General features: G+C 61.4%; 18 protein-coding genes. 4 read left to right on the top strand and 14 right to left on the bottom strand.

What is annotated here, in order from left to right:
- Positions 1 to 31 precede the first annotated feature (31 nt).
- The 5 genes from AAC014_RS15140 to AAC014_RS15120 form a co-directional block, all read right to left on the bottom strand.
- Positions 32 to 994, bottom strand: coding sequence for a TerC family protein (locus AAC014_RS15140; RefSeq protein WP_339710015.1), 963 nt, complete (start codon positions 992 to 994; stop codon positions 32 to 34).
- Between the two features lie 86 nt (positions 995 to 1,080).
- Positions 1,081 to 1,917, bottom strand: coding sequence for a universal stress protein (locus AAC014_RS15135; RefSeq protein WP_339710014.1), 837 nt, complete (start codon positions 1,915 to 1,917; stop codon positions 1,081 to 1,083).
- A 64-nt stretch (positions 1,918 to 1,981) separates the two neighbouring features.
- Positions 1,982 to 2,347, bottom strand: a complete 366-nt coding sequence (locus tag AAC014_RS15130; protein ID WP_339710013.1) for a hypothetical protein — start codon at positions 2,345 to 2,347, stop codon at positions 1,982 to 1,984.
- 30 nt (positions 2,348 to 2,377) lie between these two features.
- Complete coding sequence (locus AAC014_RS15125) at positions 2,378 to 2,551, bottom strand: hypothetical protein (protein ID WP_339710012.1); 174 nt, start codon at positions 2,549 to 2,551, stop codon at positions 2,378 to 2,380.
- Between the two features lie 1,192 nt (positions 2,552 to 3,743).
- Positions 3,744 to 4,610: a LysR substrate-binding domain-containing protein gene (locus AAC014_RS15120; protein WP_339710011.1), complete on the bottom strand. Its 867-nt coding sequence runs from the start codon at positions 4,608 to 4,610 to the stop codon at positions 3,744 to 3,746.
- 108 nt (positions 4,611 to 4,718) lie between these two features.
- Here AAC014_RS15120 and AAC014_RS15115 point away from each other — a divergent pair, with 108 nt between their 5' ends.
- The 3 genes from AAC014_RS15115 to AAC014_RS15105 are packed head-to-tail and all read left to right on the top strand — an operon-like array spanning position 4,719 to position 8,997.
- The gene (locus AAC014_RS15115) at positions 4,719 to 6,095 is read left to right on the top strand and encodes a proton-conducting transporter membrane subunit (protein ID WP_339710010.1); all 1,377 of its coding nucleotides are present in this window, start codon (positions 4,719 to 4,721) and stop codon (positions 6,093 to 6,095) included.
- Entirely contained in the window at positions 6,092 to 8,644 is a 2,553-nt protein-coding gene (locus AAC014_RS15110) for a DUF2309 domain-containing protein (RefSeq protein ID WP_339710009.1), read from the top strand. Before AAC014_RS15115 ends, AAC014_RS15110 begins: the two co-directional genes overlap by 4 nt.
- Positions 8,645 to 8,646: 2 nt before the next feature.
- Positions 8,647 to 8,997 carry a hypothetical protein gene (locus tag AAC014_RS15105; protein ID WP_339710008.1) on the top strand — a complete coding sequence of 117 codons (351 nt, stop codon included), beginning with the start codon at positions 8,647 to 8,649 and terminating at the stop codon, positions 8,995 to 8,997.
- Positions 8,998 to 9,271: 274 nt separating this feature from the next.
- Here AAC014_RS15105 and AAC014_RS15100 read toward each other — a convergent pair whose 3' ends face one another.
- Together AAC014_RS15100 and AAC014_RS15095 are read right to left on the bottom strand one after the other, a co-directional pair.
- Positions 9,272 to 9,430 carry a hypothetical protein gene (locus tag AAC014_RS15100; protein WP_339710007.1) on the bottom strand — a complete coding sequence of 53 codons (159 nt, stop codon included), beginning with the start codon at positions 9,428 to 9,430 and terminating at the stop codon, positions 9,272 to 9,274.
- Between the two features lie 473 nt (positions 9,431 to 9,903).
- Positions 9,904 to 10,203: a hypothetical protein gene (locus AAC014_RS15095; RefSeq protein ID WP_339710006.1), complete on the bottom strand. Its 300-nt coding sequence runs from the start codon at positions 10,201 to 10,203 to the stop codon at positions 9,904 to 9,906.
- Between the two features lie 54 nt (positions 10,204 to 10,257).
- Between AAC014_RS15095 and AAC014_RS15090 the strand changes: the two genes are divergently transcribed.
- Positions 10,258 to 11,559 (top strand): MFS transporter, encoded by a 1,302-nt coding sequence (locus AAC014_RS15090; RefSeq protein WP_339710005.1) that lies wholly within the window; start codon positions 10,258 to 10,260, stop codon positions 11,557 to 11,559.
- A 3-nt stretch (positions 11,560 to 11,562) separates the two neighbouring features.
- Here AAC014_RS15090 and AAC014_RS15085 read toward each other — a convergent pair whose 3' ends face one another.
- The 7 genes from AAC014_RS15085 to AAC014_RS15055 form a co-directional block, all read right to left on the bottom strand.
- The gene (locus AAC014_RS15085) at positions 11,563 to 13,047 is read right to left on the bottom strand and encodes an aldehyde dehydrogenase family protein (RefSeq protein ID WP_339710004.1); all 1,485 of its coding nucleotides are present in this window, start codon (positions 13,045 to 13,047) and stop codon (positions 11,563 to 11,565) included.
- Positions 13,048 to 13,139: 92 nt separating this feature from the next.
- Positions 13,140 to 14,462 carry an MFS transporter gene (locus AAC014_RS15080; protein ID WP_339710003.1) on the bottom strand — a complete coding sequence of 441 codons (1,323 nt, stop codon included), beginning with the start codon at positions 14,460 to 14,462 and terminating at the stop codon, positions 13,140 to 13,142.
- Positions 14,463 to 14,615: 153 nt separating this feature from the next.
- On the bottom strand, positions 14,616 to 15,260 hold the full coding sequence (locus AAC014_RS15075; protein ID WP_339710002.1) for a flavin reductase family protein: 645 nt from the start codon (positions 15,258 to 15,260) through the stop codon (positions 14,616 to 14,618).
- A gap of 10 nt (positions 15,261 to 15,270) precedes the next feature.
- Positions 15,271 to 16,083, bottom strand: a complete 813-nt coding sequence (locus AAC014_RS15070) for an enoyl-CoA hydratase/isomerase family protein (protein ID WP_339710001.1) — start codon at positions 16,081 to 16,083, stop codon at positions 15,271 to 15,273.
- An 81-nt stretch (positions 16,084 to 16,164) separates the two neighbouring features.
- Positions 16,165 to 16,887, bottom strand: a complete 723-nt coding sequence (locus AAC014_RS15065) for a TetR/AcrR family transcriptional regulator (RefSeq protein ID WP_339710000.1) — start codon at positions 16,885 to 16,887, stop codon at positions 16,165 to 16,167.
- A gap of 91 nt (positions 16,888 to 16,978) precedes the next feature.
- Positions 16,979 to 19,339: a CoA transferase gene (locus AAC014_RS15060; RefSeq protein ID WP_339709999.1), complete on the bottom strand. Its 2,361-nt coding sequence runs from the start codon at positions 19,337 to 19,339 to the stop codon at positions 16,979 to 16,981.
- Positions 19,340 to 19,361: 22 nt separating this feature from the next.
- A complete protein-coding gene (locus AAC014_RS15055; RefSeq protein WP_339709998.1) occupies positions 19,362 to 19,769 on the bottom strand; it encodes an OB-fold domain-containing protein in 408 nt (135 codons plus the stop codon).
- Position 19,770: the final 1 nt, after the last annotated feature.

Genomic DNA, 19,770 nt, shown 5'->3' with positions numbered 1-19,770 from the left:
CCATTTGGCACCGGCAGTCGTGCGCCAGCTCTCACCGCGTCTTCCACAACGAATAGAATATTCCTACTGCAATCAGCGCAAAGGTGACACCGAGGCTGAGCAGGGGCGGAAACTTGTCACCGCCGAGCAGGAAGTCCGCGACGAAGATTTTCGCCCCTATGAAGATGAGAACGGCCGCCAGCGCGTATTTCAGATAATGGAAGCGATGCACCATTGCGGCGAGCGCGAAGTAGAGGGCCCGCAGGCCGAGGATGGCCATGATGTTCGACGTATAAACGATGAAGGTGTCGGTCGTGATCGCGAAGATCGCCGGCACGCTGTCGACCGCGAACACCAGGTCGGCAAGATTGATGACGACGAGTGCCAGAAACAGAGGCGTTGCTGCCGTCACCACCTTCCCGGTACGGGCGTCGGGCACTTTCACGAAGAAATGCTGATCGTGCAGTTCCGGTGTCACGCGCATATGGCGTGAAATGAATTTCACCGCCGGATTGTTGGCGACATCCATGGGCTCGTCACCGGCGAAGAACATCTTGATGCCGGTGAAGATCAGGAAGGCCGCGAACAGGTAGAGCACCCAATAGGCCTCGTTCACCAGCGCCGCGCCGCCCGCGATCATCAGGCCGCGCAGCACGATCACGGCGATGATGCCCCACAGGAGCGCCCGGTACTGATATTTGGGCGGGATCGCGAAATAGGTGAAGATCAGGCTGATGACGAAGACGTTGTCGATCGACAGCGCCTTTTCGATGAAGAAGCCCGTGTAATATTGCATCCCGGGCTCGGGCCCGCGCGCGTACCAGACCCACGCTCCGAACAGCAGCGCGATGCCGATGTAGAACGCGGAAAGCTTCAGACTCTCGCCGATGCCCATCTCGCGGTCTTCTTTATGAAGCACGCCCAGATCGAACGCCGTCAGCGTGATGACGAGGAAGAGGAAGGACAGCCAGAACCAGGCGGGCGTCCCTAACCAATCCGTAAACAGAAACTCCATTGGATCTCTCGTCTCGACTATTTGGGAACAGAAAAACCGGCGTAGCGGCGACGATGGAACCGTTTTGTCTTAACGGCCGGACCGCATCAGTGAGAGATCAGGGTGGGCAATCGGGGCTCTGTCAGAATGGTCCGGGTCGCGCCGCCGAGCACGAAGTCGCGGAACCTGGAATGACCGAACCCGCCCATCACCAGAAGATCAGCCCGACTTTCGGCGGAAACAGCATTAATCGCTTCGCCAATGTCGCGATTACCCCGTTCCATCTGCCGAAAAGTCGCCTCTACGTCCCGGCGGCGAAGCGCGGCGATCACGTCTTCTGGCGACAGGCTCGAGGCGAAATCCTTGTCGTCGCCGAAGGAGACGAGGGTCACCTCGGAAGCGCGCCGAAGAAGCGGCAGCGCATCTGATAGCGCGCGGGCGGCGACCTTGCTGAAATCCCAGGCTATAACGATGCGCTCGGCGCGGAAGCCGGTCTCGTTTTTGACAGGAATGATGATCACCGGTCTGCCCGACTGGAAGATCAACGCCTCCGCCACCATGCGCTCGCTAAGCAGTCCCTCATCGCAGACCCCGGCGACCGCGATGTCGGCGAGGCGCGCGTGATCGGTCGCAATCTCCGGAGTGCTATGGACGTGCGATCGATCGGTAATGACGCATGCTTTGACGCCCTGTTTCTGCGCCGCCATTCGCAAGGCTTCGGCGGCCACGCCCACCTCCTCGTTGCGGCTCCGGATCCGGGAGCGCTCTTCGGCGGCGATATTGTGGCCGTAGGCACCCTTGGGCGTTATCACGTCGAGCTCGAGGACCAGGGCCTCGAGATGCGCTTCAAAGGCGCCGGCTAGACCGAGCGCGTAGGCACCGGCGCTGCGGTCCGGGTCCAGAGTTTCGGAAGCGGCGTGCAGTAGCACCGTCTTGATGGTCATCGTTGTCCTCTCGCTTTCGTTTGCCAGGCATAGGCGGCGCAGTGCCGCAGCGTTTTACTTCGCCTTATTCCGCGGGTTCGGAAATGAGCTTGCCCCGCATGCCATCGACAGCGCCCTCCACCGTTTGGTCGATGGCTTGGCTGTCGATGGCTTTACCAAGGCCATCGATGAGCGCCTCCTCATCGACAATCGCTGTGGCAGCTGCAATCTCGCTGGCGTGCAGCGCTTCGCGTAGCGCGTTCCTTGCGGCCCCTTCTGCCATGTTTTTGGCCGCTTCAAGGTCCACCGCGGAAACAACGGCTTCCGCGACGGCGGTTGTATTGACTGCGGTCGTAGCTTCAGCGCTTCGCTCTGCAGCCTGTTCGCTGGCATTGCTGCACGCGGCGAGCGCTAGCGCCGTAATGGCGGGGAGAATGGTCTTCTTCATCATATTGGTAAGTCCTCTGTCCGGCAAGGCCAGCTATGCGCACGAGATCGCGGCACGCATGGTGACACGGTGGATCACTTGCCTTGCCTTCAGTTTCAGGCTGTAAAGCCGGGCAACCTCGTGGCTGTCGACGCGTTGCTGTGCGAAGCGAAGTAGCTCGTCGATTCGCTGATGCATTTCGATCAGGCGGTACAGGCGCAGGTGCATTCGAATGTCTCCTCTTGTGGACCATTGGTCACCGGAGGATCCGTGCTTCGGGAGCGCGTTGTGCGGGGCCTCGAGCATCGGATCATCCGATGCGGTCCGACATCACGAGACTTGTCTCGCCAGAGGGGCCCGGCCCGCATATCAATAGTGGGGAGCACCGGTACCGCTGTCAATGGCAGAAAATGCTTCACGGATTTTGCAGGGCCTGCCCTTCCGATCAAAACTATGGCTCCGCGAACCGGGTACGCCTTGTCACCACGGAGCGGCAGTCGACGGCGTCGCAGCGCTTGCTCCATCCGTTCAAGCTGCTGCTAACGCGCGGCGGAATTGGAAAGCGGCTCGTGCTTACGAAGCTGCCGAAGGCATCGTCGGCTGCTGCGATGCGCCATCCAACGATCCTCGTGAGTCGGCACGGCTTGAACGGGATTTGCCGCGCCGCGGCCGCGGAATTCCATTTGCGAATGGGGAATCTAGCCGAGGCTCGGCGGACGATTGAACTTGATTGAAGACGCAGGGGACGGCGAGCGCGCTATAGCTGTGCTCACCGGTAACCTGCTGGGGTCCACATCGCTCTGGCGGCGAGGTGCGCGTCGCCGCGCGGTTACCTTGTTAAGTGGTACGATCGAGGGGGCGCCGGGTTCGGATCGCGTCGGCCCCATATTCGACTGGCTCCATCTTATCGAACCGTTGCTTGTTCCGCTTCAAGAGTTGGGCCAGCTGGGCAGCGCGACGCGCGACGCTGGGTCAACGCGGAGGCGAGCAACGCTGCCGACCGTGCCTCTGCGCGATCCTGCCGGCTGACGGGACGGGAGCGCGAAGTGTTGGGCCTCGTTCGGGTCGGCGAGCGCAACAAGCAGATCGCCAGAAAGCTCGACATATCGGCCAGTACACTCAATTTTCAAATAAAGCAGATTGCCGCCATATTAGGCGCGAGCGGAAGCGGACCCGCGGCTCTGGCCCGTTCATCCGCCGAAGCCGGCAACGATCGTGTTGACGTCAAGCCTGGTAGATGAACGGAGGAGCAGGAGGCTGGCGCACCTACCACTCCGACCTTGCGGGAGTTTGTCTTTGGGCTGGCCCGTGTAAACGTTACGATCCCGTTCGTCATCAGGACGATAGGATTTCGCCGTTGAGGGTCACCTCAAGCGCTTACGCTTAAGCCGGCGGACCAAGTTGCACACCACCTGCCTTTTCACTTCGCCCGTTCCAGCGCAGCAACGATATGCTGAGCAAGACGATGGGCGGTCTCGGACAGGCCTGGCGCTTCGATCAACGCTATTTCCGTATCATATAGCGACGGCATATCTGGATCGTCAGTGATTGATATTAGGTACGACGGGACCATCTCTCGGGGCAGCACGGTGATCCCAAGACCTGCGTTAACGGCGGACTGGCTGCCAGAAAGGCTTGTTGATGTGTAGGCTACCCGCCATTTCCGGCCAACTGCCTCCAGAGCGTCGATTGCCCGTTTTCGATAGACGCAGGGCTCAGGCGATACCACCAAAGGAACCGTCCCCAGACCAGCTGCTGCGAGCTGATCGCGCGCCGCCCAGACCAGTGGTTCGCGCCAGACACGCACGCCTTCCAGTCGCGCGGAGGGCTCACGTTTCACCAGGACGAGATCGAAAGCCCCTTCATAGAAACGGCCCAGCAGATTCAGTGTGAGATCGCATGTCACCTCCAGTTCTACCAGCGGGTGAGCCTCAGCGAAGGCGGAGAGCACCGCGGGCAAGTGAACAGTGGCGAAATCCTCCGGTACGCCGACCCGCACTCGTCCCGTCATGTCAGGTTCGAATAGTTCGGCAATTGCCGCATCATTGAGCCGAAGGAGTTGCCGCGCAGGCCCGAGCAGGCGCTCCCCTTCCGGCGTCAAGCTAAGTGATCGGGGTGTGCGCGCAAATACGGCACGACCGATCTGGCCTTCGAGACGTTTGACCTGCAAGCTGATCGTGGATTGCGTCCGGCCCAATCGATCGCCGGCGCGGGTGAAGCTTCCGGTTTCCGCGATCGTCACGAAACAGCGAAGCAGATCAAGATCAAATGTTTTGGTAGCAGGCATGTATGGAGGTTAGCTTTTATCATTTAAATTATCAATGATGGGCATTTCAGAAACTCGTTTCAGAAAACATATATGACGCGTCATAGCGTGGCCCGAAAGGGAGCCTCCATGCAGCTTTTGCGCGTGCAATTATCCAGCAGGCAAAGCTTGTCAGTCGTCAGCATACTCTGGTTCAGCCTCGTAGCAGCCGCTGCCTGGGTTATAGCGATGCCTTCTTTACGTTCGGAATTCGGCCTGTCGTTCACGATCGGACTGCTGACGATCTTTGTCGCGGCGATCATTGCCACGTTTTCCTTACGCTACATGCGGTCGGACAGCCGTTCGGCACGATTCTTCCTTACGCTGAGCGCGCTGGTTGCCTCTGTGCTGACTCTTCTGTTCACAAACAATATACTCGTCCTGGGGGCGGCCTGGTGTTTTAGCGGTTGGCTGCTCGCTGGAGTCATTGGGCACTCGAAGAGCTGGGCCGAAGCCCATGCCGCCGCCCGGCGCACGCGCGCTACCTTCTTTCTTGGTGACACTGCGCTGCTGGCAGCCTTGGCGCTGCTTGGCTGGCATGCGGGCTCGTTACAGCTCGACGGAGTCCTTGCCAGCGCGGTAACGCTGCCAGCCTCTGTGAAATCCGTAGTAGCGCTGCTGTTGGTCGTGACAGCTGCTACCCGTTGCGCTCAACCCCCGTTTGTCGGCTGGCTGCTTTCGTCAATGACAGCCCCGACACCGGTTTCCGCTCTCATGCACGCGGGACTGGTGAACGCCGGTGGCTTCCTGCTGATCCGCTTCGCCCCGTTGCTCGAGGCCGCGCCATTTGCCCGGACGGTTGCCGTCGTCGTGGGCCTTTGTGGCGCGATTTACGGCATTGGCATCATGATGGTGCGGCCTGATGTGAAGCGATCTCTAGCTGGCTCCACGGTGTCGCAGATGGGCTTCATGATCATGAGCTGCGGCTTGGGTGCATACGCCGCCGCCCTGTGGCACATCATCGCCCATGGTCTGTTCAAGGCCTGGCTATTCCTTGGCTCGGGCTCAATGATCGGCATGAAGACCGGCCGAGGAGAAACCCCGCTGTCCGGCCGGATGACCTTGGGCATTGCGACTGGGACTGTCGGCGTTGCAATTTGCATTCTCTCGTTCGGCGAGGGGGACGCCAGCCTCGTGCCGCTACTGCTCGCCATGGCGACTGCCTTCACGACGCTGATTGCGTCGCTTGAGGGCAAGGCTCAAGTGCGCGCAAAGCTGCTGCTGTTACTCGTCGCATTGATCGCATTCCACAGCGTCGGCGTGTTGCTCGCTGGTTTGGTGATCGACAAGGATGCATCGCCGCTGGTACCGGAATGGGTCCATCTGGTCTTGCTGGTTGTCTTCCTCGGTGCATGGACCTGGCAGCAACAGCGCTTTTCAACCGGCCGCGGCCTTCCCATGCGACTGTATGTTCACCTCATCAATGCTGGTGCGCTTCCCGCTACCGGCAACGGAGAAGAGAAATGAACAGGATGGCCCTTCTCAATGCGGTTGAACCTATCTTGAGCCGGACCGAAGTGGCAGGCTTGGTGGCCCTTGCCGCGCGCGCAGTTCCCCCGCTCTGGCCTCTCGAAAGCGCGATTGCGGTCAATCCGCTTGCCGGGTTCGAGGATCTTCCCTTCGACGAGGCGGTCAGCCAGGCAGCGCAACGGTTCGGCGCTCGCCGAAACCTGGCGCTCGCCCAATGGCGCAAACTTCTGGGCATCGGCAAGCTTGAGGAACGGGTGCTGCGCGATGCGGCCATCCAAAAGCTGGGCGGCCTGAACGCCGCCTTCGAGTTGATCGGCCCCGATATCTCGCGGCTGGACCTGCTGATGGCGCGGCTACAGGACCTGCCGGTTGCGCAGGAAGAAAGGGCACCCGCGGCTCTTACTCCCGATGCCGCCTTCATCGCCAAATGGTGCGCCGCTTTCTTTGACCAGGGCCAGGCGACCTTCCCGATGCCCCGCCGCGAGCTTGGTCTCTATCGCGCGACCCTGGCGGCCATCGTCTATGATGCCGAATATCGGGCACTGTCAGGCGAGCTCGGAGAAAAACTTCTGCTGAGTGTGCCGCGTGACCCCCTAGAAGCTATCGCTGAAGGCCTGGCTGCTCTGGGAATCCCACCCGGCAAGGAGGAGGGTAAGCTCGCAGAACTTGTAGCTCGCCTACCCGGCTGGTCAGGCCATATTCGTTGGCGCAACGAGAACGCGGATCCCGACATTTCCGAGACAGGCCCTGCCAGCATGGCTGATCTGCTGGCATTGTGGCTGTTACTCGATCGCAGTGGCGCAGTTACTAAGCTTAGAGGCTCCAAGGAGGGACCTGATACCACAGCGCAATTAGTCGCACATTTCGGTCTGACCGACGAGATTTTGGCCGGTCTCGATAAGGCCGGAAAAGCTCGGCTTTCTGAAATCGCCAGCATGAACGAAGATGCGCTTGGCGGCATATTCCAGATTGCGGCGGAATGGACATACCGCAATACCCTGGTACCCAAGCTCCAGTCGGCCGCGACCAAACTTGCCCCATGCGAGAGGCCCGAAGCCCAGTTAATCTTCTGCATCGATGTACGTTCGGAGCCCTTCAGGCGGGCGCTCGAATCTCAGGGTCGCTTCGAGACATTTGGTTATGCAGGCTTCTTCGGTCTGCCCATCGCATTGCATCGGTTTGGCGATACGCGGCGCAAACGGCTCTTACCAGTGCTGCTCTCGCCGCAGCATGATGTGACCGAAGCGCCTACGCCTGGGCTGGAAAAGGAAGCTGCGGCACTGTCTGCGGGTCAGGAACAGGTCAAGCGGGCGTCTACCCTGCTTGATGTTGGGAAACAGGGTACCGCAACTGCCTTTGCGACTGCTGAAGCAACCGGTCTCGTGGCGGGCCTCCTGATGGCGGCACGCACACTCGCTCCTGGACTCGTCAAGCGGGTCAGTACCGCCGTATCTCCATCCCGTAGCGAAGCCTTGGCTCCAAATCTCGGACAACATAAGGATTATGCCTCGCAGCCGACATTCACCCGCGAGGAGAAAGTCGGCTTTGCGTTGGCTATGTTCAAGTTGACGGGCCTATCAGAGAGGACGGCCCGCCTCGTTGCGCTGGTCGGCCACGGTGGCAGTGCGGTCAACAATCCATATGCGGCGTCGCTGGACTGCGGAGCATGCGGCGGTCACGCTGGTGGCTACAACGCGCGGATCCTCGCCCTCATCTTGAATGATCCGGAAGTTCGGGCCGGGTTGGCGGAAAAAGGCACAGCGATCCCTGAAACGACCTGGTTCGTTGCCGCCGAACACAATACAACGACTGACCAGGTCTTTATATTTGATAGGCGCTGTATACCGGAAAGTCATCAGGATGATGTAAACTCGTTAGTGGAAAGTCTCGCCAAGGCGGGGACAGACAATCGGGAGCGGCGCGCAGCACTGCTCGGACGGACCGCCAATGATCTGCTGATAGGCGCCATGCACTGGGGCGAAGTCCGGCCGGAATGGGGTCTGGCTGGCAATGCGGCTTTCATCGTCGGGCCGCGCGCGCTGACTCGAGAGATCGACCTTGAGGGACGGGCGTTCTTGCACAGCTACGACTGGCAGAGCGACACTGATGGCACCGCTCTGACCACGATCCTGACCGCGCCTATGGTCGTCGCTCAATGGATTAACTGTCAGTATCTGTTCTCTACCATCGACAACGATCGCTACGGCTCGGGCGACAAGGTCACCCAGAATGTCGTCGGCGGTATCGGCGTTTTACAGGGCAACGGCGGCGACCTGAGGGTGGGTCTCCCGCGGCAGTCGCTGTTCACCGACGATGGCGTGCCCTTCCACGTCCCCCAACGGTTGCTGACGATCGTCCTTGCACCTTTCGACCGGGTCCAACGTGTGGTGGAATCGAACGATATTGTAGGGCGTTTGTTCGGCAATAGCTGGGTCATGCTGGTTGTTATCGATCCACAAACCGGCAAGGCGCTGCGCTGGCGTGGGAACGATGAACTGAACGCGGACGCCCCTGTTTTCGCCGCAACTTACAATCTGGAGGCTTGAACATGATCAACGCTGCTTTTGACGATCTTAGTCTGCACCGACTAAAAAAGATCGAGATCGTGCTCTTAGCCGAGGACCAAGTCCTTGTAGAAGAGCTGCTCAAGGCCGCGAGGGTCGGCGGATGGACCATGATACGCGATGTCGCCGGAATGGGTCATAGCGGCTTTCATCAGGGGAAAACCATCTTCAACGACCAAAGTGGGCTCGTTATGTTTGTTGGCGTCGCGGAAGAAAAGATCATCGCCGACGTCGCACGCGGCCTGGCGCGGCTGTTCCAGAAGCGTCCGGGTGTGACCTTCCTGTCCGATGTCGAGGTCATGCGTTCCGACTATTTCTCCAAGGCGACAACCTAGCATTACAGTTGCGGTTTTGACTTTAGATGCGCGCGTCTTGCGGCGGCTTGATGCGCGCGTTGCCAGCATGATCATGCGATGATGCAGGCGGACGACGCGTTCCAGATAGGAACGACAATAGTTGAAGACATAGAGGCCCCCACCAAACCGATCCGACCCGCAATCACGGGTTCAAGCGTATCCGGCAGCCATATCTGCACGAAGGCTTCGGTGGCTGCCGGGATCGGGACGCGAGCAGCGCCATTCACCGCAACATGTGGAGACCGATCAGAATTCATCCTTCACATCCTTCCTCGGGCGCCGCGCCGACCGGGGGAAGAAGCGCCACTTTGTTATTGACCCGCAAAATCTCGGGAGCGAGCCGTGAAGGTTCATCGACGAAGAGCGGCAGTCCCACCAACGTTGCTGCCTCGAACAGCAGTCCGATTTCCACCTTTGGATGGCCCTGTTTTGATTAATTGCAGCGTAGCGCGGGTGATGCCGACCCGGGCTGACAGGTCAGCCTCGGACATCTTGCGCTGTTTGCGTGCGAGGCGAATGAGCCTACCCATCATGTTCAGTGCTTCGCGCGTTATGCGAGATCAGTGCGAGTACGCTCTTTCACGTGAAAAAATGCCGTTATAGCGGTCACAAAATAGCATTGTGACCGCTATAACGGTCAACAGCATAACCCTCAGGGAAAAATCTTCAAAGAGCAATATGACGGCCATTTTCGAGGAACTAAGGCACGGACAGCCGGCCAGTTGATCGGCGCGACGTAAGCATCATTGCCTTTACCAGTTGCTTGAAACACCAACGATATCTATCGCTTGAAATAGCAAGAATAGCCGGCTCCTGTCCCGGGGAGCCACACCTTTTCCTGACATCAGCACTGCCTGTCCCGCGCCTGAACGGCGTTGAGAGATTTCAAGCGGCCGCTTTGAGCGCCTCGATCCGCTTCAGGCAGAGGTCTTCAATGAGGCCGCGCAGCACGACGCGGCTGCCGACCCAGTTCGGTTCCTCGGCCGTGACGCGGTCATGCCGCGCGTAGCGCACCTTCACATAGGCCGCACGGAGCAACTCGTCGAACCACCGTTCGAACTTCGTGGCGCCCGGCCACACATCGCGAAGGCGGGGTTCCAGCGCGATCAGGTTGCGTCTACCTGAACCGTGAATCGCTATCTGAACGATTGATGAGAGGCACAGGGTCGAAATATGGAGCAGCAACAGCCTGTCACAGCCTGGAACGAATTCCCCGCGAGCCGTGTGGGATGGACTGCTGTGGCAGTGCTGTTCCTGTTTACCGTACTGTCCGTTCTCGATCGTAACCTGCTCACCTTGCTGGTGGGACCGATCAAGGCGGACCTGGGCTTATCCGATGTACAACTGAGCTTGCTCTACGGCCTTGCCTTCGCGATCTTCTACGCGGTGATGGGCTTGCCTTCGGGCTGGATGATCGACAGGTTCCAGCGGCGCGTCGTCATTTTCTGGGGCGTGGTCGTGTGGAGTTTCGCCACACTCATGACCGGTTTTGCGCAGAGCTATTCGACGCTCTTTGGGGCTCGTGCGGTCGTCGGCGCCGGCGAGGCGGTGCTGGTGCCAGGATCGCACTCCATCATTGGCGACCTGTTTCCGCGCGAGAAGATGGCAATGCCGATGTCCGTATCGGCACTCGGCATCAAGGTCGGCCAAGGTCTTGCACTGTTGATCGGCGGCGCGCTCACCACATTGTTCGTGCCCGACAAGCTTTACATGCTGCCGTTCCTCGGAGAGTTGCGCGGCTGGCACCTGATCTTCATCGTTGTCGGTGCACCAGGTATGCTCATGGCGTTCCTGATCTTTCTGATCCCCGAACCAAAACGGCGCATACAGCCGACCTTCCACGCGGCCTCCAAGGCCGCAGGTTACGATGTCTATCTGAAATTCGTGCGGCAGCATCTCCGCTTCTATATCAGCCATCACCTTGGAATTCTTCTCTACGGCATGACGGCCCTGTCCGTGATCACATGGGCGCCCGCCTATCTTGGCCGCGTACATGATTGGGAAGAGAGCCGCATCGGGCTTTGGCTCGGTACGGCGCTGCTCATGGGAACATGTGCGGGAATGCCGCTTCACGGTTTCCTTGCCGACCGTTTCTTCCAGCGCGGCGTCACGGACATCCATTTACGCTATACAGCGATCTCGGCGATCATCGGCTGGCCGATCGGCATTGCCGCGTTCATGGTCGGCAATCCTTATCTCGCGGTGATGCTGATCGGGTTGCTGTTCTTCGTGATCTCGACCTACGGTGGACTATCTATCGTCGCGGTTCAGGCGATCGTGCCGAGCGACCTGCGCGGCAAGGCGTCGTCGATCATGCTGCTCATCATCGGCATGGGCGGCACCATTCTCGGTCCGCTCGTCGTCGCGCTGATCACGGACTACGGATTCAAAGATGCGAAGCAGGTCGGCAGCGCCATCCTGATTTGTGTGGCGATCGGGCTGCCGCTTACCGCCGCCGTGCTTTCACGTGCGCTCGCGCCAATGCGCGGTATGATCGCGGACGCGAAAGCACGGGACGCCGCGACGACCGCCGCGGCATAGTCCTCAACTCGTGCGGATCCAGACGCCCTTGGTGTTGAGGTACGCCTCGATGTGCTCGGCACCGCCCTCGCGGCCATAACCGCTCAGCTTGTAGCCACCGAAAGGCACCGCCGGGTCCATCGCCATGTAATGATTCACCCAGATTGACCCAGCGCGAATACGCCGGATCGCCGCGTGCGCCTTGGTGATATCGCGCGTCCACACACCGCCCGCAAGGCCGAAGCGCGTGGCGTTGGCGCGTGTGATCACCTCGTCGAAATCGTCGAACGGGAACGCGCAGACGACCGGCCCGAAGATTTCTTCCTGCGCGATCCGCATGTCGTCCTTCACATCGGAGAACACGGTCGGCGTGACGAACCAACCTTTCGCGAGTTCGCCTTCGGTGACACGGGTGCCGCCCGAGACCACCCGCGCCCCCTCTTCCGGCCCGAGCGCCATATACGACGTCACCCGGTCGAATTGACGCGATGAGACGATCGGACCCAGCCGCGTTTCTGGATCCGTGCTGACTCCGATCTTCAGCGTCCTTCCGAAGTCAGCGACACGCGCGACGAATTCGTCGTGGATGGACCGCTCGACGAACAGACGCGTGCCCGCGGCGCATACCTGCCCGCAATTGGAGAACACCGCCATCGCGGCACCCTGCACCGCGAGGTCGAGATCGGCATCCGCGAACACGATGTTCGGCGACTTGCCGCCGAGTTCCATTGTCACGCGCTTGGCGGTAGCGGCGGAGGCCTCGATAATCTTTCGCCCCGTCTCACCCGACCCCGTAAAAGTGATCTTGTCCACATCGGGATGACGGGACAGCGCCGCACCGACCACGCCGAAGCCGGTCAGCACATTGACGACGCCGGGCGGAACCCCCGCTTCGAGGCAGAGCGCACCGAAGTGCAGCGGTGTCAGCGATCCATCCTCCGCGGCTTTCAGAACCACGGTGCAGCCGGTCGCAAGCGCAGGCGCTATCTTCCACGCCGCGCTGAACAGCGGTCCGTTCCACGGGATGATCGCGCCGACGACACCCACCGGCTCCTTCAGCGTGTAGGAGAGCACGTCGAGCGGATGGGAATTCGCCAGCGTTTCGCCGTGGATCGCTGTCGCCATGCCCGCGAAATGCCGGAGGCCGCGCGCGACGATACCCGCCACGCGCACGGAATCGGTGATCGGCCGCCCCATCTCGAGCGTATCGAGCATCGCGAGTTCATCACCGTCGCGTTCGACGAGATCGGCAAGGCGCAGCAGGATGCGCTGACGCTCGGCGGGCTTGAAACGGCTCCACGGGCCTTCGAAGGCTGCGCGCGCCGCCGCGACGGCGCGGTCGACATCCGCCTCGTCGGCCATTGCAATCTGCGCAAGCACCACGCCCGTCGACGGATTCAGCGTGGGGAACGTCTGGCCGGAAAGCGCATCGACCCATTCGCCGCCAATCAGCATTTTCTTGGGGCCGCCGGAAAGCGAGGCCGGTATCGTTGGCGTTCCAGTCATCATCGTTACCTTCCGTGAAATCGTGCCGCCCGCTTTTCCTTAAATGCCGCTGCGATCAGTCCCCGCCTTCCGAAACGTGGTTCAGGATCGTCTCGTCAGACATTCGCGGGCTCCATCACCTCGCGCATTCCGCGCCGCCCGAAGGCGAACAGCAGTGTCGCCGGGACCAGCACACAAAGCACGGTTGCGATCAACGAGATACCGACCTTCTGCTCGTCGCGGAGAACCATATCGGTAATGAGCCCGACCATCGCCGGGCCACCCGCCATCGCAACAAGCCCAGTGCTGAGCACATAGAGCGCCGACACGCGCCCGCGTAGCCGCTGCGGCGTTACGACCTGTACCACTGCTGGTCCCATGCTCGCCGTTGAAAGAATGAACGTCATGTATAGCCCATATAGAACGACCGTCGCCCACGCGTTCGTCATCAGGAACGCCGCGACGCCGCAGGGAATGGCGAAGAAGGCGGTCGCCATGCACCAGAAGAGGTGCGCGTCCTTGCGTCCACCTTTGAACAGCTTGTCGACGATCCATCCGTGGACGGGCAGCGTCGCGGCGGAGAGAATCTGCGCGATGCCGAGTACGATGCCGATGCGCGCCGGTTCCCAGCCGTGCGCGCGTACCAAATAGGTCGGTGTCCAGAGTTGCAGCCCGATCGTCACAGAGTAAGTGAGACCGAAGCCCAGGAAGATCGCAGTGAACAGCCGCTTGCGTTGCTTCAGGAACTGGATCGCCTCGCCGTATCCGGCGTTGGACTGCGCGGCGGGCGCAGCGCGACGCTTCGGCTCGCGGAACAGGAATACGAGGAAAGCCATCGCGATACCGGGCGCACCGGTGATGATGAAAACCTGCTGCCAAGGCTCCATCATGCCGAGGATAGGCCATTCGACAGGCCCTGCCTTCATCACGGCCTCAACGATCGGCCCACCGAGCAGGAACACGATGCCCGCCCCCATCACGCCGCCCATCACGAACACGGACATGGCGAGCGATACCTTGTGCGGCGGGAAGCTGTCTCCGATGATCGAATAGCTGCCCGTGCCGAAACCGGATTCACCGGCGCCCACCGCCGCGCGCGCCACGAACAGCGCGCCGAAGTTGCGGGCGAGGCCGCAACCGGCGGCGGCGAGACTCCAGACCGTGATCGAGACGAACAATACCCAGCGTCGGCTATAGCGATCGAGTGCAACGCCCACGGGGATGGCGCACAGGCAGAACAGCAGCGCGAAGGCCGGGCCTTGCAGCAGGCTGATCTGGAAATCCGAAAGCCCGAGGTCCGCCTTGATCGGCTCGACGAGGAGCGCGATGATGTAGCGGTCGGTCAGGGACAGGATGTAGAGCAGGAAGAGGATGGAAACCGTCAGCCAGCCGGTTGCGGGACTCGGATAGTCGGTATCCTGTGGCGCGACCTGTGACATGGCGAACTCCCCGAACCTTCGCTTTAGAGCCTGTCTCGCGAGCACCTGCGAAGGCCGTTCGACGCCAAACTCATTATTGCACCATAGGTCAATTTATGCCGGAGCGCCGCAACGCTTGCAACGCCTATCTTTGATCGCCCCAACAGACGGGGGTCATATCGCGCCGAGGCCCTTCGCCTTTTCCGGATCGTAAGCGGTACGATTCATCTGGAACTGATCCGAATTCCGGACATACCAGCCCGCACCGTGCGTTCTACCGATCAGCTTCATGGCAGGCGTATCGAGATAGAGCCTGTCCACATCCGTGATGAATTCGTCACCGATATGCGCCATCAGGATTTCACCGATCACGATGGTCTGCCGCACGCCGATATCGAGCGCGGCGACCTTGCGGCATTCGAAGCTGACAGGGCTGGTCGCGATACGCGGCGGCTTCACGAGCACCGACGGCACGGTTTCGACGTCCGCGTATATGGCTTCGTTCAGTTCCGGCGGCGCGGATACGCTGGTTTCGTTCATCTTGACCGCATCGTCTTCCGACACGAGGTTCACCACGAACTCACCCGTTGCGATGATGTTCGTCGCGGTGTCCTTGAGAGCGTGGTTCTCGTCCTTCAGCAGCCCCAGCGCCACCAGCGGCGGTTCGACGCCCACACAGTTGAAGAAGCTGTACGGCGCGACGTTGAGCACGCCTTTGGCGGACAGCGTCGTCGTCCAGGCGATGGGACGCGGCGTGATCGTGGAATTCACGATCTTGTAGTTCACCGGCATCGGCAGATTACGCATGTCGAACTGCATTGTCGCCCTTTCAGCCAGCCGGCTTGCTCGCCTTCGCGGCGGCTGCACGCGCGACGAAGGCCTCGCGAGCCCGCACCACCTCGTCGCCCGCCTGGCAGGTATGACAGTAAGAGAGTTCCAGCGCATGACTGACGGCGAGGTCGGACGTGTCCGAAATCTGGAGCAGACGTTTCGTGAGCTCAACCGCATGGCGGTTGCCGCTACCGATGTCGGATGCGAATGTAAGTGCCGCTTCGACCACCGCCCCTTCCGGCTCGAGCCGGCTGACAAGCCCCGCAGCAAGCGCTTCGTCGGCGTCAAGATAGCGCCCCGAGAAGATGATCTCGGCGGCGCGGTGCCGCCCGAGTTGCCGAGAGAGGAACCACGCCGCGCCACCATCCGGCACAAGTCCGAAGGTTAGGAACGGCGCTCCGAAACGAGCCGTTTTCGACGCGAAGATCATGTCGCACGCCATGGCGAGGCTCCAGGACACGCCGAATGCGCCGCCTTCCACTGCGGCTATCGTCGGCGCCGGCAGCGCGCGCAGGCGTGCGATGATGCGCTGCCCCATTTCAAGCCGCGCCGCGAGGCGCTGCGCTCCGTCGCCGCGAGACGGCGGCGTCTTCACGTCACCGCCGCTGCTGAAATAGCCGCCAGCTCCACACAGCACGACCGCGCGCGGCAAATCGGTCTCCAGCGTGTCGAGCGCCTGCGAGAACTGCTCCCACATCGCGAACGAGACGGTATTGCGCGCTTTCGGACGATTGAGCGTCAGCAGGGCAACATCATCATCCCTGCGCTCGAAAATCAGTTCCTGCTCAGCCGCAGCGTCCGATTCGGCCATGATCGATCCTTCCCCAAGCCTTTCCTGCACCAAACGCGGGTATCATGGAAAGTGCAAGAAATTTTGCATCGCGGGATATAATTAGGCTGCCGACACCTTGCGCGGCGCAGCGAAGACCGGGATCGAGGACAGTCCCTCCTCGTCAATGCGCGTAAGGAGTTCCTCGATCTCCTTGCGCGCGGCGCCCCGCGTTGCGCCGCTCATGAAGGTCAGATAGCTGCGTGCCAGGCGCGGCACGATCTCGTCGTCGCCGATGCGCCCGCGCGCCCAGTCGTTGATCGTGGCATATTCGTAGCGGACGATATCGTCGGCCAGCTTCTCTACATCCACCCACGGCTGCAGATGCTTGCGGATCTGCAGGTTGCGGATCCAGCCGAGGTTTGGCCGCGTTCCCATGGAATGCATCGCGGTCCAGATGTCCGGGTCGGTGTCCGGGCTGAAATAGAGTCCCATGATGGCGCGGATGTAGTTGCGGATCTTGCGGTTGCGCTGCACCACCGCGACGATCCGCTCCAGATTGTGCATGAGGGTGCCGGGGTCGCTGTTGTACGGGATACGAGCGAGATACTCGTCGAAATACTCCTGAATAGCGGCAGCGATCATCCGCTCGCGCGTCTGGAAGGCATTGTAGAGCGTGCGCTTCGCCACACCGGCGCGTTTACCGATCTCGTTCATGCTGAGCGCCGAAACGCCCTGCTCCGAGATCATCTTGCGGGTTTCTTCAAGGATACGGCTCCGCCGCGCGCGAATGGCCGGGCTCGAATAGGTCTGCGGCCTCTCGGTGACTTCGTTCAGCAAACGCACGGTCCCTTAAAGATCCCCATGAAGCGCATAAACTGCGTGTCAGACGAAAATTCATGACCGCTCTTGCCGCTGGCGTCAACCGCGCGGCGGCTCAGGCGGCGGCGATCACGGTTCTGTCACCAACCAGCTTTTCGATCACATCCGAAGTATAGCCGAGTTCCGCCAGCAACGAACGGCTGTGCTCACCGAGCCGGGGTGCGGTCGAGCGCTTCAGCCCCGGCGTGCCCTTGAGGTGCGTTACAAGGCCGATCTCACGGATCGGCCCGTGGATCGAATCCGCCTGATCGAACAGGCGTCCGCCTTTTTCCGCCCAGCCTTCATGGAAGAAACCCGGAATCCAGGGATCCTCGACCGCGATCTCGCAGGGCGCGCCCGCGGCATCCAGCTTTGCGAAGGCCTCGGCGCTCGTCAGCGCGGCGAAGACCGGCTCCAACTCTGCTTCCAGCGCCCGGCGGTTCCCGGTGCGGGCATGCGGGCTTGCGAAGCGCGCATCCTCAACAAGGCTCGGCTTGCCAATGGCCCCGGCCAGCGCCGCGAAGCGCTGATTGTCCTCGCAAGCGATCGCCAGCCAACCGTCCTTCGTCCGGAACAGCCGATCAAGCGCGCTGAAACCCATCTGCTGCTGGTCGAGACGCAGCCCCCAGACGATATCGCGGTTGCTGTCGAGGAAATGTTCGGAGGTCGTGAACAGGCTGGAATGGACCTGCGGACATTCGAGGTAATCGCCCTGCCCGGTCCGGTAGCGGTGCTCTAGTGCCATCAGAACGCCGACCGCGCCGAGGAAGCCGTTGTTGTAGTCCTCGTTGCCGAACACGCTCGGCACCGGATCGTTGCCTTCGCCGCCACCTTCGTAAAGCAGGCCGCAGAAGCCCGAAATGAGAGGCGCGAAGCTCTTCAGCTTCGATTTCGGGCCGGAGGAGCCATAGCCCGGAAGGTAGGCGTAGATGAGGTCCGACTTGATCTTGACGAGATCGTCGTAGCCGATGCCCGCCTTCTCGGCCTTGCCCGGTCGCCAGTTGTGCATAACAACGTCGGCGGTGGCGACGAGCTTGCGGACGACCTCCAGTCCTTCGGCCGATTTGATGTTGAGCGCGATGCCGCGCTTGCCGCGCTGGCACGCCTCGAACGGATCAGGAAGCGGGCGCATCTGGTCTCCCGTGGGGGTTTCCACCTTGATGACGTCCGCGCCCATGTCGGCCATCAGCTTGCCTGCGTAACCACAAGCGAAGAACGAGCTGAAGTCCACAATCCGGATACCTTCAAGCGCGTGTGAAAGCCGCTTGCCAGTGGGTGTAAACGCACGCCTTGGCGCAGCGAGGAGCGCCGGAAGCTTGCCGTTGTCGGCGCCGACCTTCGGCGCGGCCACGATGCTCGCGGCACCCGCGCTGCGATAACGGATCGCCGGGCCGGCCTGATGCACGGTGCCAAGATCGGGATCGGCGATCTCGATGCGCTGGCCCATATGTTCCACCTGCGGATCGAGCAACGCTTCGGCCGGGCGCAGCACCGGGAGTGTCGCGATGTCGTTCGCGTAGAACAGTTCCAGCCATTCGGCGCGCGGCTTCTTCTTGAACGCATCATAGATATCGACGCGTACCGCCCTGTATTCCTCTTCCTCGAGCGGAATTGCCATTTCGGGGCCGTTCACGGCCTTCACGCGGTCGCCGAAGCCGAGCAGGTCGGTCAGCACCTTGAACGCGCCGGGGCCGCCGCTGTGCACCTGCAGGAATTCGCCGTCGCCGCACTGGAAGAGGCCGGTGATGAGGCGCGTGTAGCCAAACGGCGTGCCCTTCGTGGAGGCCTTGCCGCCGCGCGCGATATAGGACTTCCCCTCCGGGTGATACCACCAGTTCATCGGGGACTGGGCGAGGAAGCTGTCGAGCAGCGACGCCTCGACGCCCTGTCCCTGGCCGGTTTCGTGGCGCGCGCGCAGGGCCGAGAGAATGTCGATCGCCGCGAGGAACGCCTGCCCGTAGTGCAGACCCGGATGCCCCAGATAGAACGGCGTGTCAGGCCGATGCGGATTGCCCTTCTCCACCATCGCGCCCAGCCGCGCGGCGGCGAGCGACTCGCCGTAGGGGCGGTCAGCGAATGGCGTGTCCGCGCCGTAAGCTGTAAGCGCGCAGACGATGAGCGCGGGGAACTGCGCATTCAATGTTTCGGCATCGAGCCCGAGCGCCTTCGCCTCGCCGTCCGCGAGCGAGTGGATAAAGACGTCCGCCGTGGCCAGCAGGCCGAGCAGCGTATCCTTTTCATCCGCGATATCGAGTTCCACGCTCGTCTTGCCGCGTTCCCAGCCCTTGCGCAGCGGCAGATGCGAGAAGGCGAGACCGCCTTTTGGCTCGATGCGGATCACCTCTGCACCATGGTCGGCCAGCAGGACGCCGGCGATCGAACCCGCCATCACGCTGGAGGCGTCGACGATCCTCAATCCATCAAGTGGTCCGGACATTCTTTTCTCTCCCGATATCGCTTCAGGCCGGCACGAAACCCGGCAGCACATGTTCACCCGCCGCTATGGGAGACAGCTTCACACGCATCCCGCAGACAGGCTCGGCATCGCCGACCAGGAGCGAAATGATCCGCGTCTGCGGGGCTTCCGCCGGCTCGACGAGCAGGATGGTGTGCGGCACGCTCGCCGGATCGGCGCCGGGCAGCAGGCTGCGTTCGACCGTAGTGAACGAATAGATCGTCCCCTCGCCCGAAAGCGGCTTCCAGACAGCGTGACTTTCCGGATGGCAGGGCAGCACCTCAGGCGGATACCAGTAGAACGTTCCACATTCCGGACAGGCGGTAATCCTGAGCTCGCCCGCCGCAAGCCCCTCGTAGAAGGGTTTGCAAAGGTCGGTGTCGAGACGCGGCGGAAAGTTCGGAACACCCATG

This window comes from uncultured Sphingosinicella sp., assembly GCF_963974575.1.
Classification (GTDB): domain Bacteria; phylum Pseudomonadota; class Alphaproteobacteria; order Sphingomonadales; family Sphingomonadaceae; genus Sphingosinicella.
The sequence above is the reverse complement of the archived record's forward strand: the minus strand, read 5'-3'. Positions and strand labels throughout refer to the sequence as shown.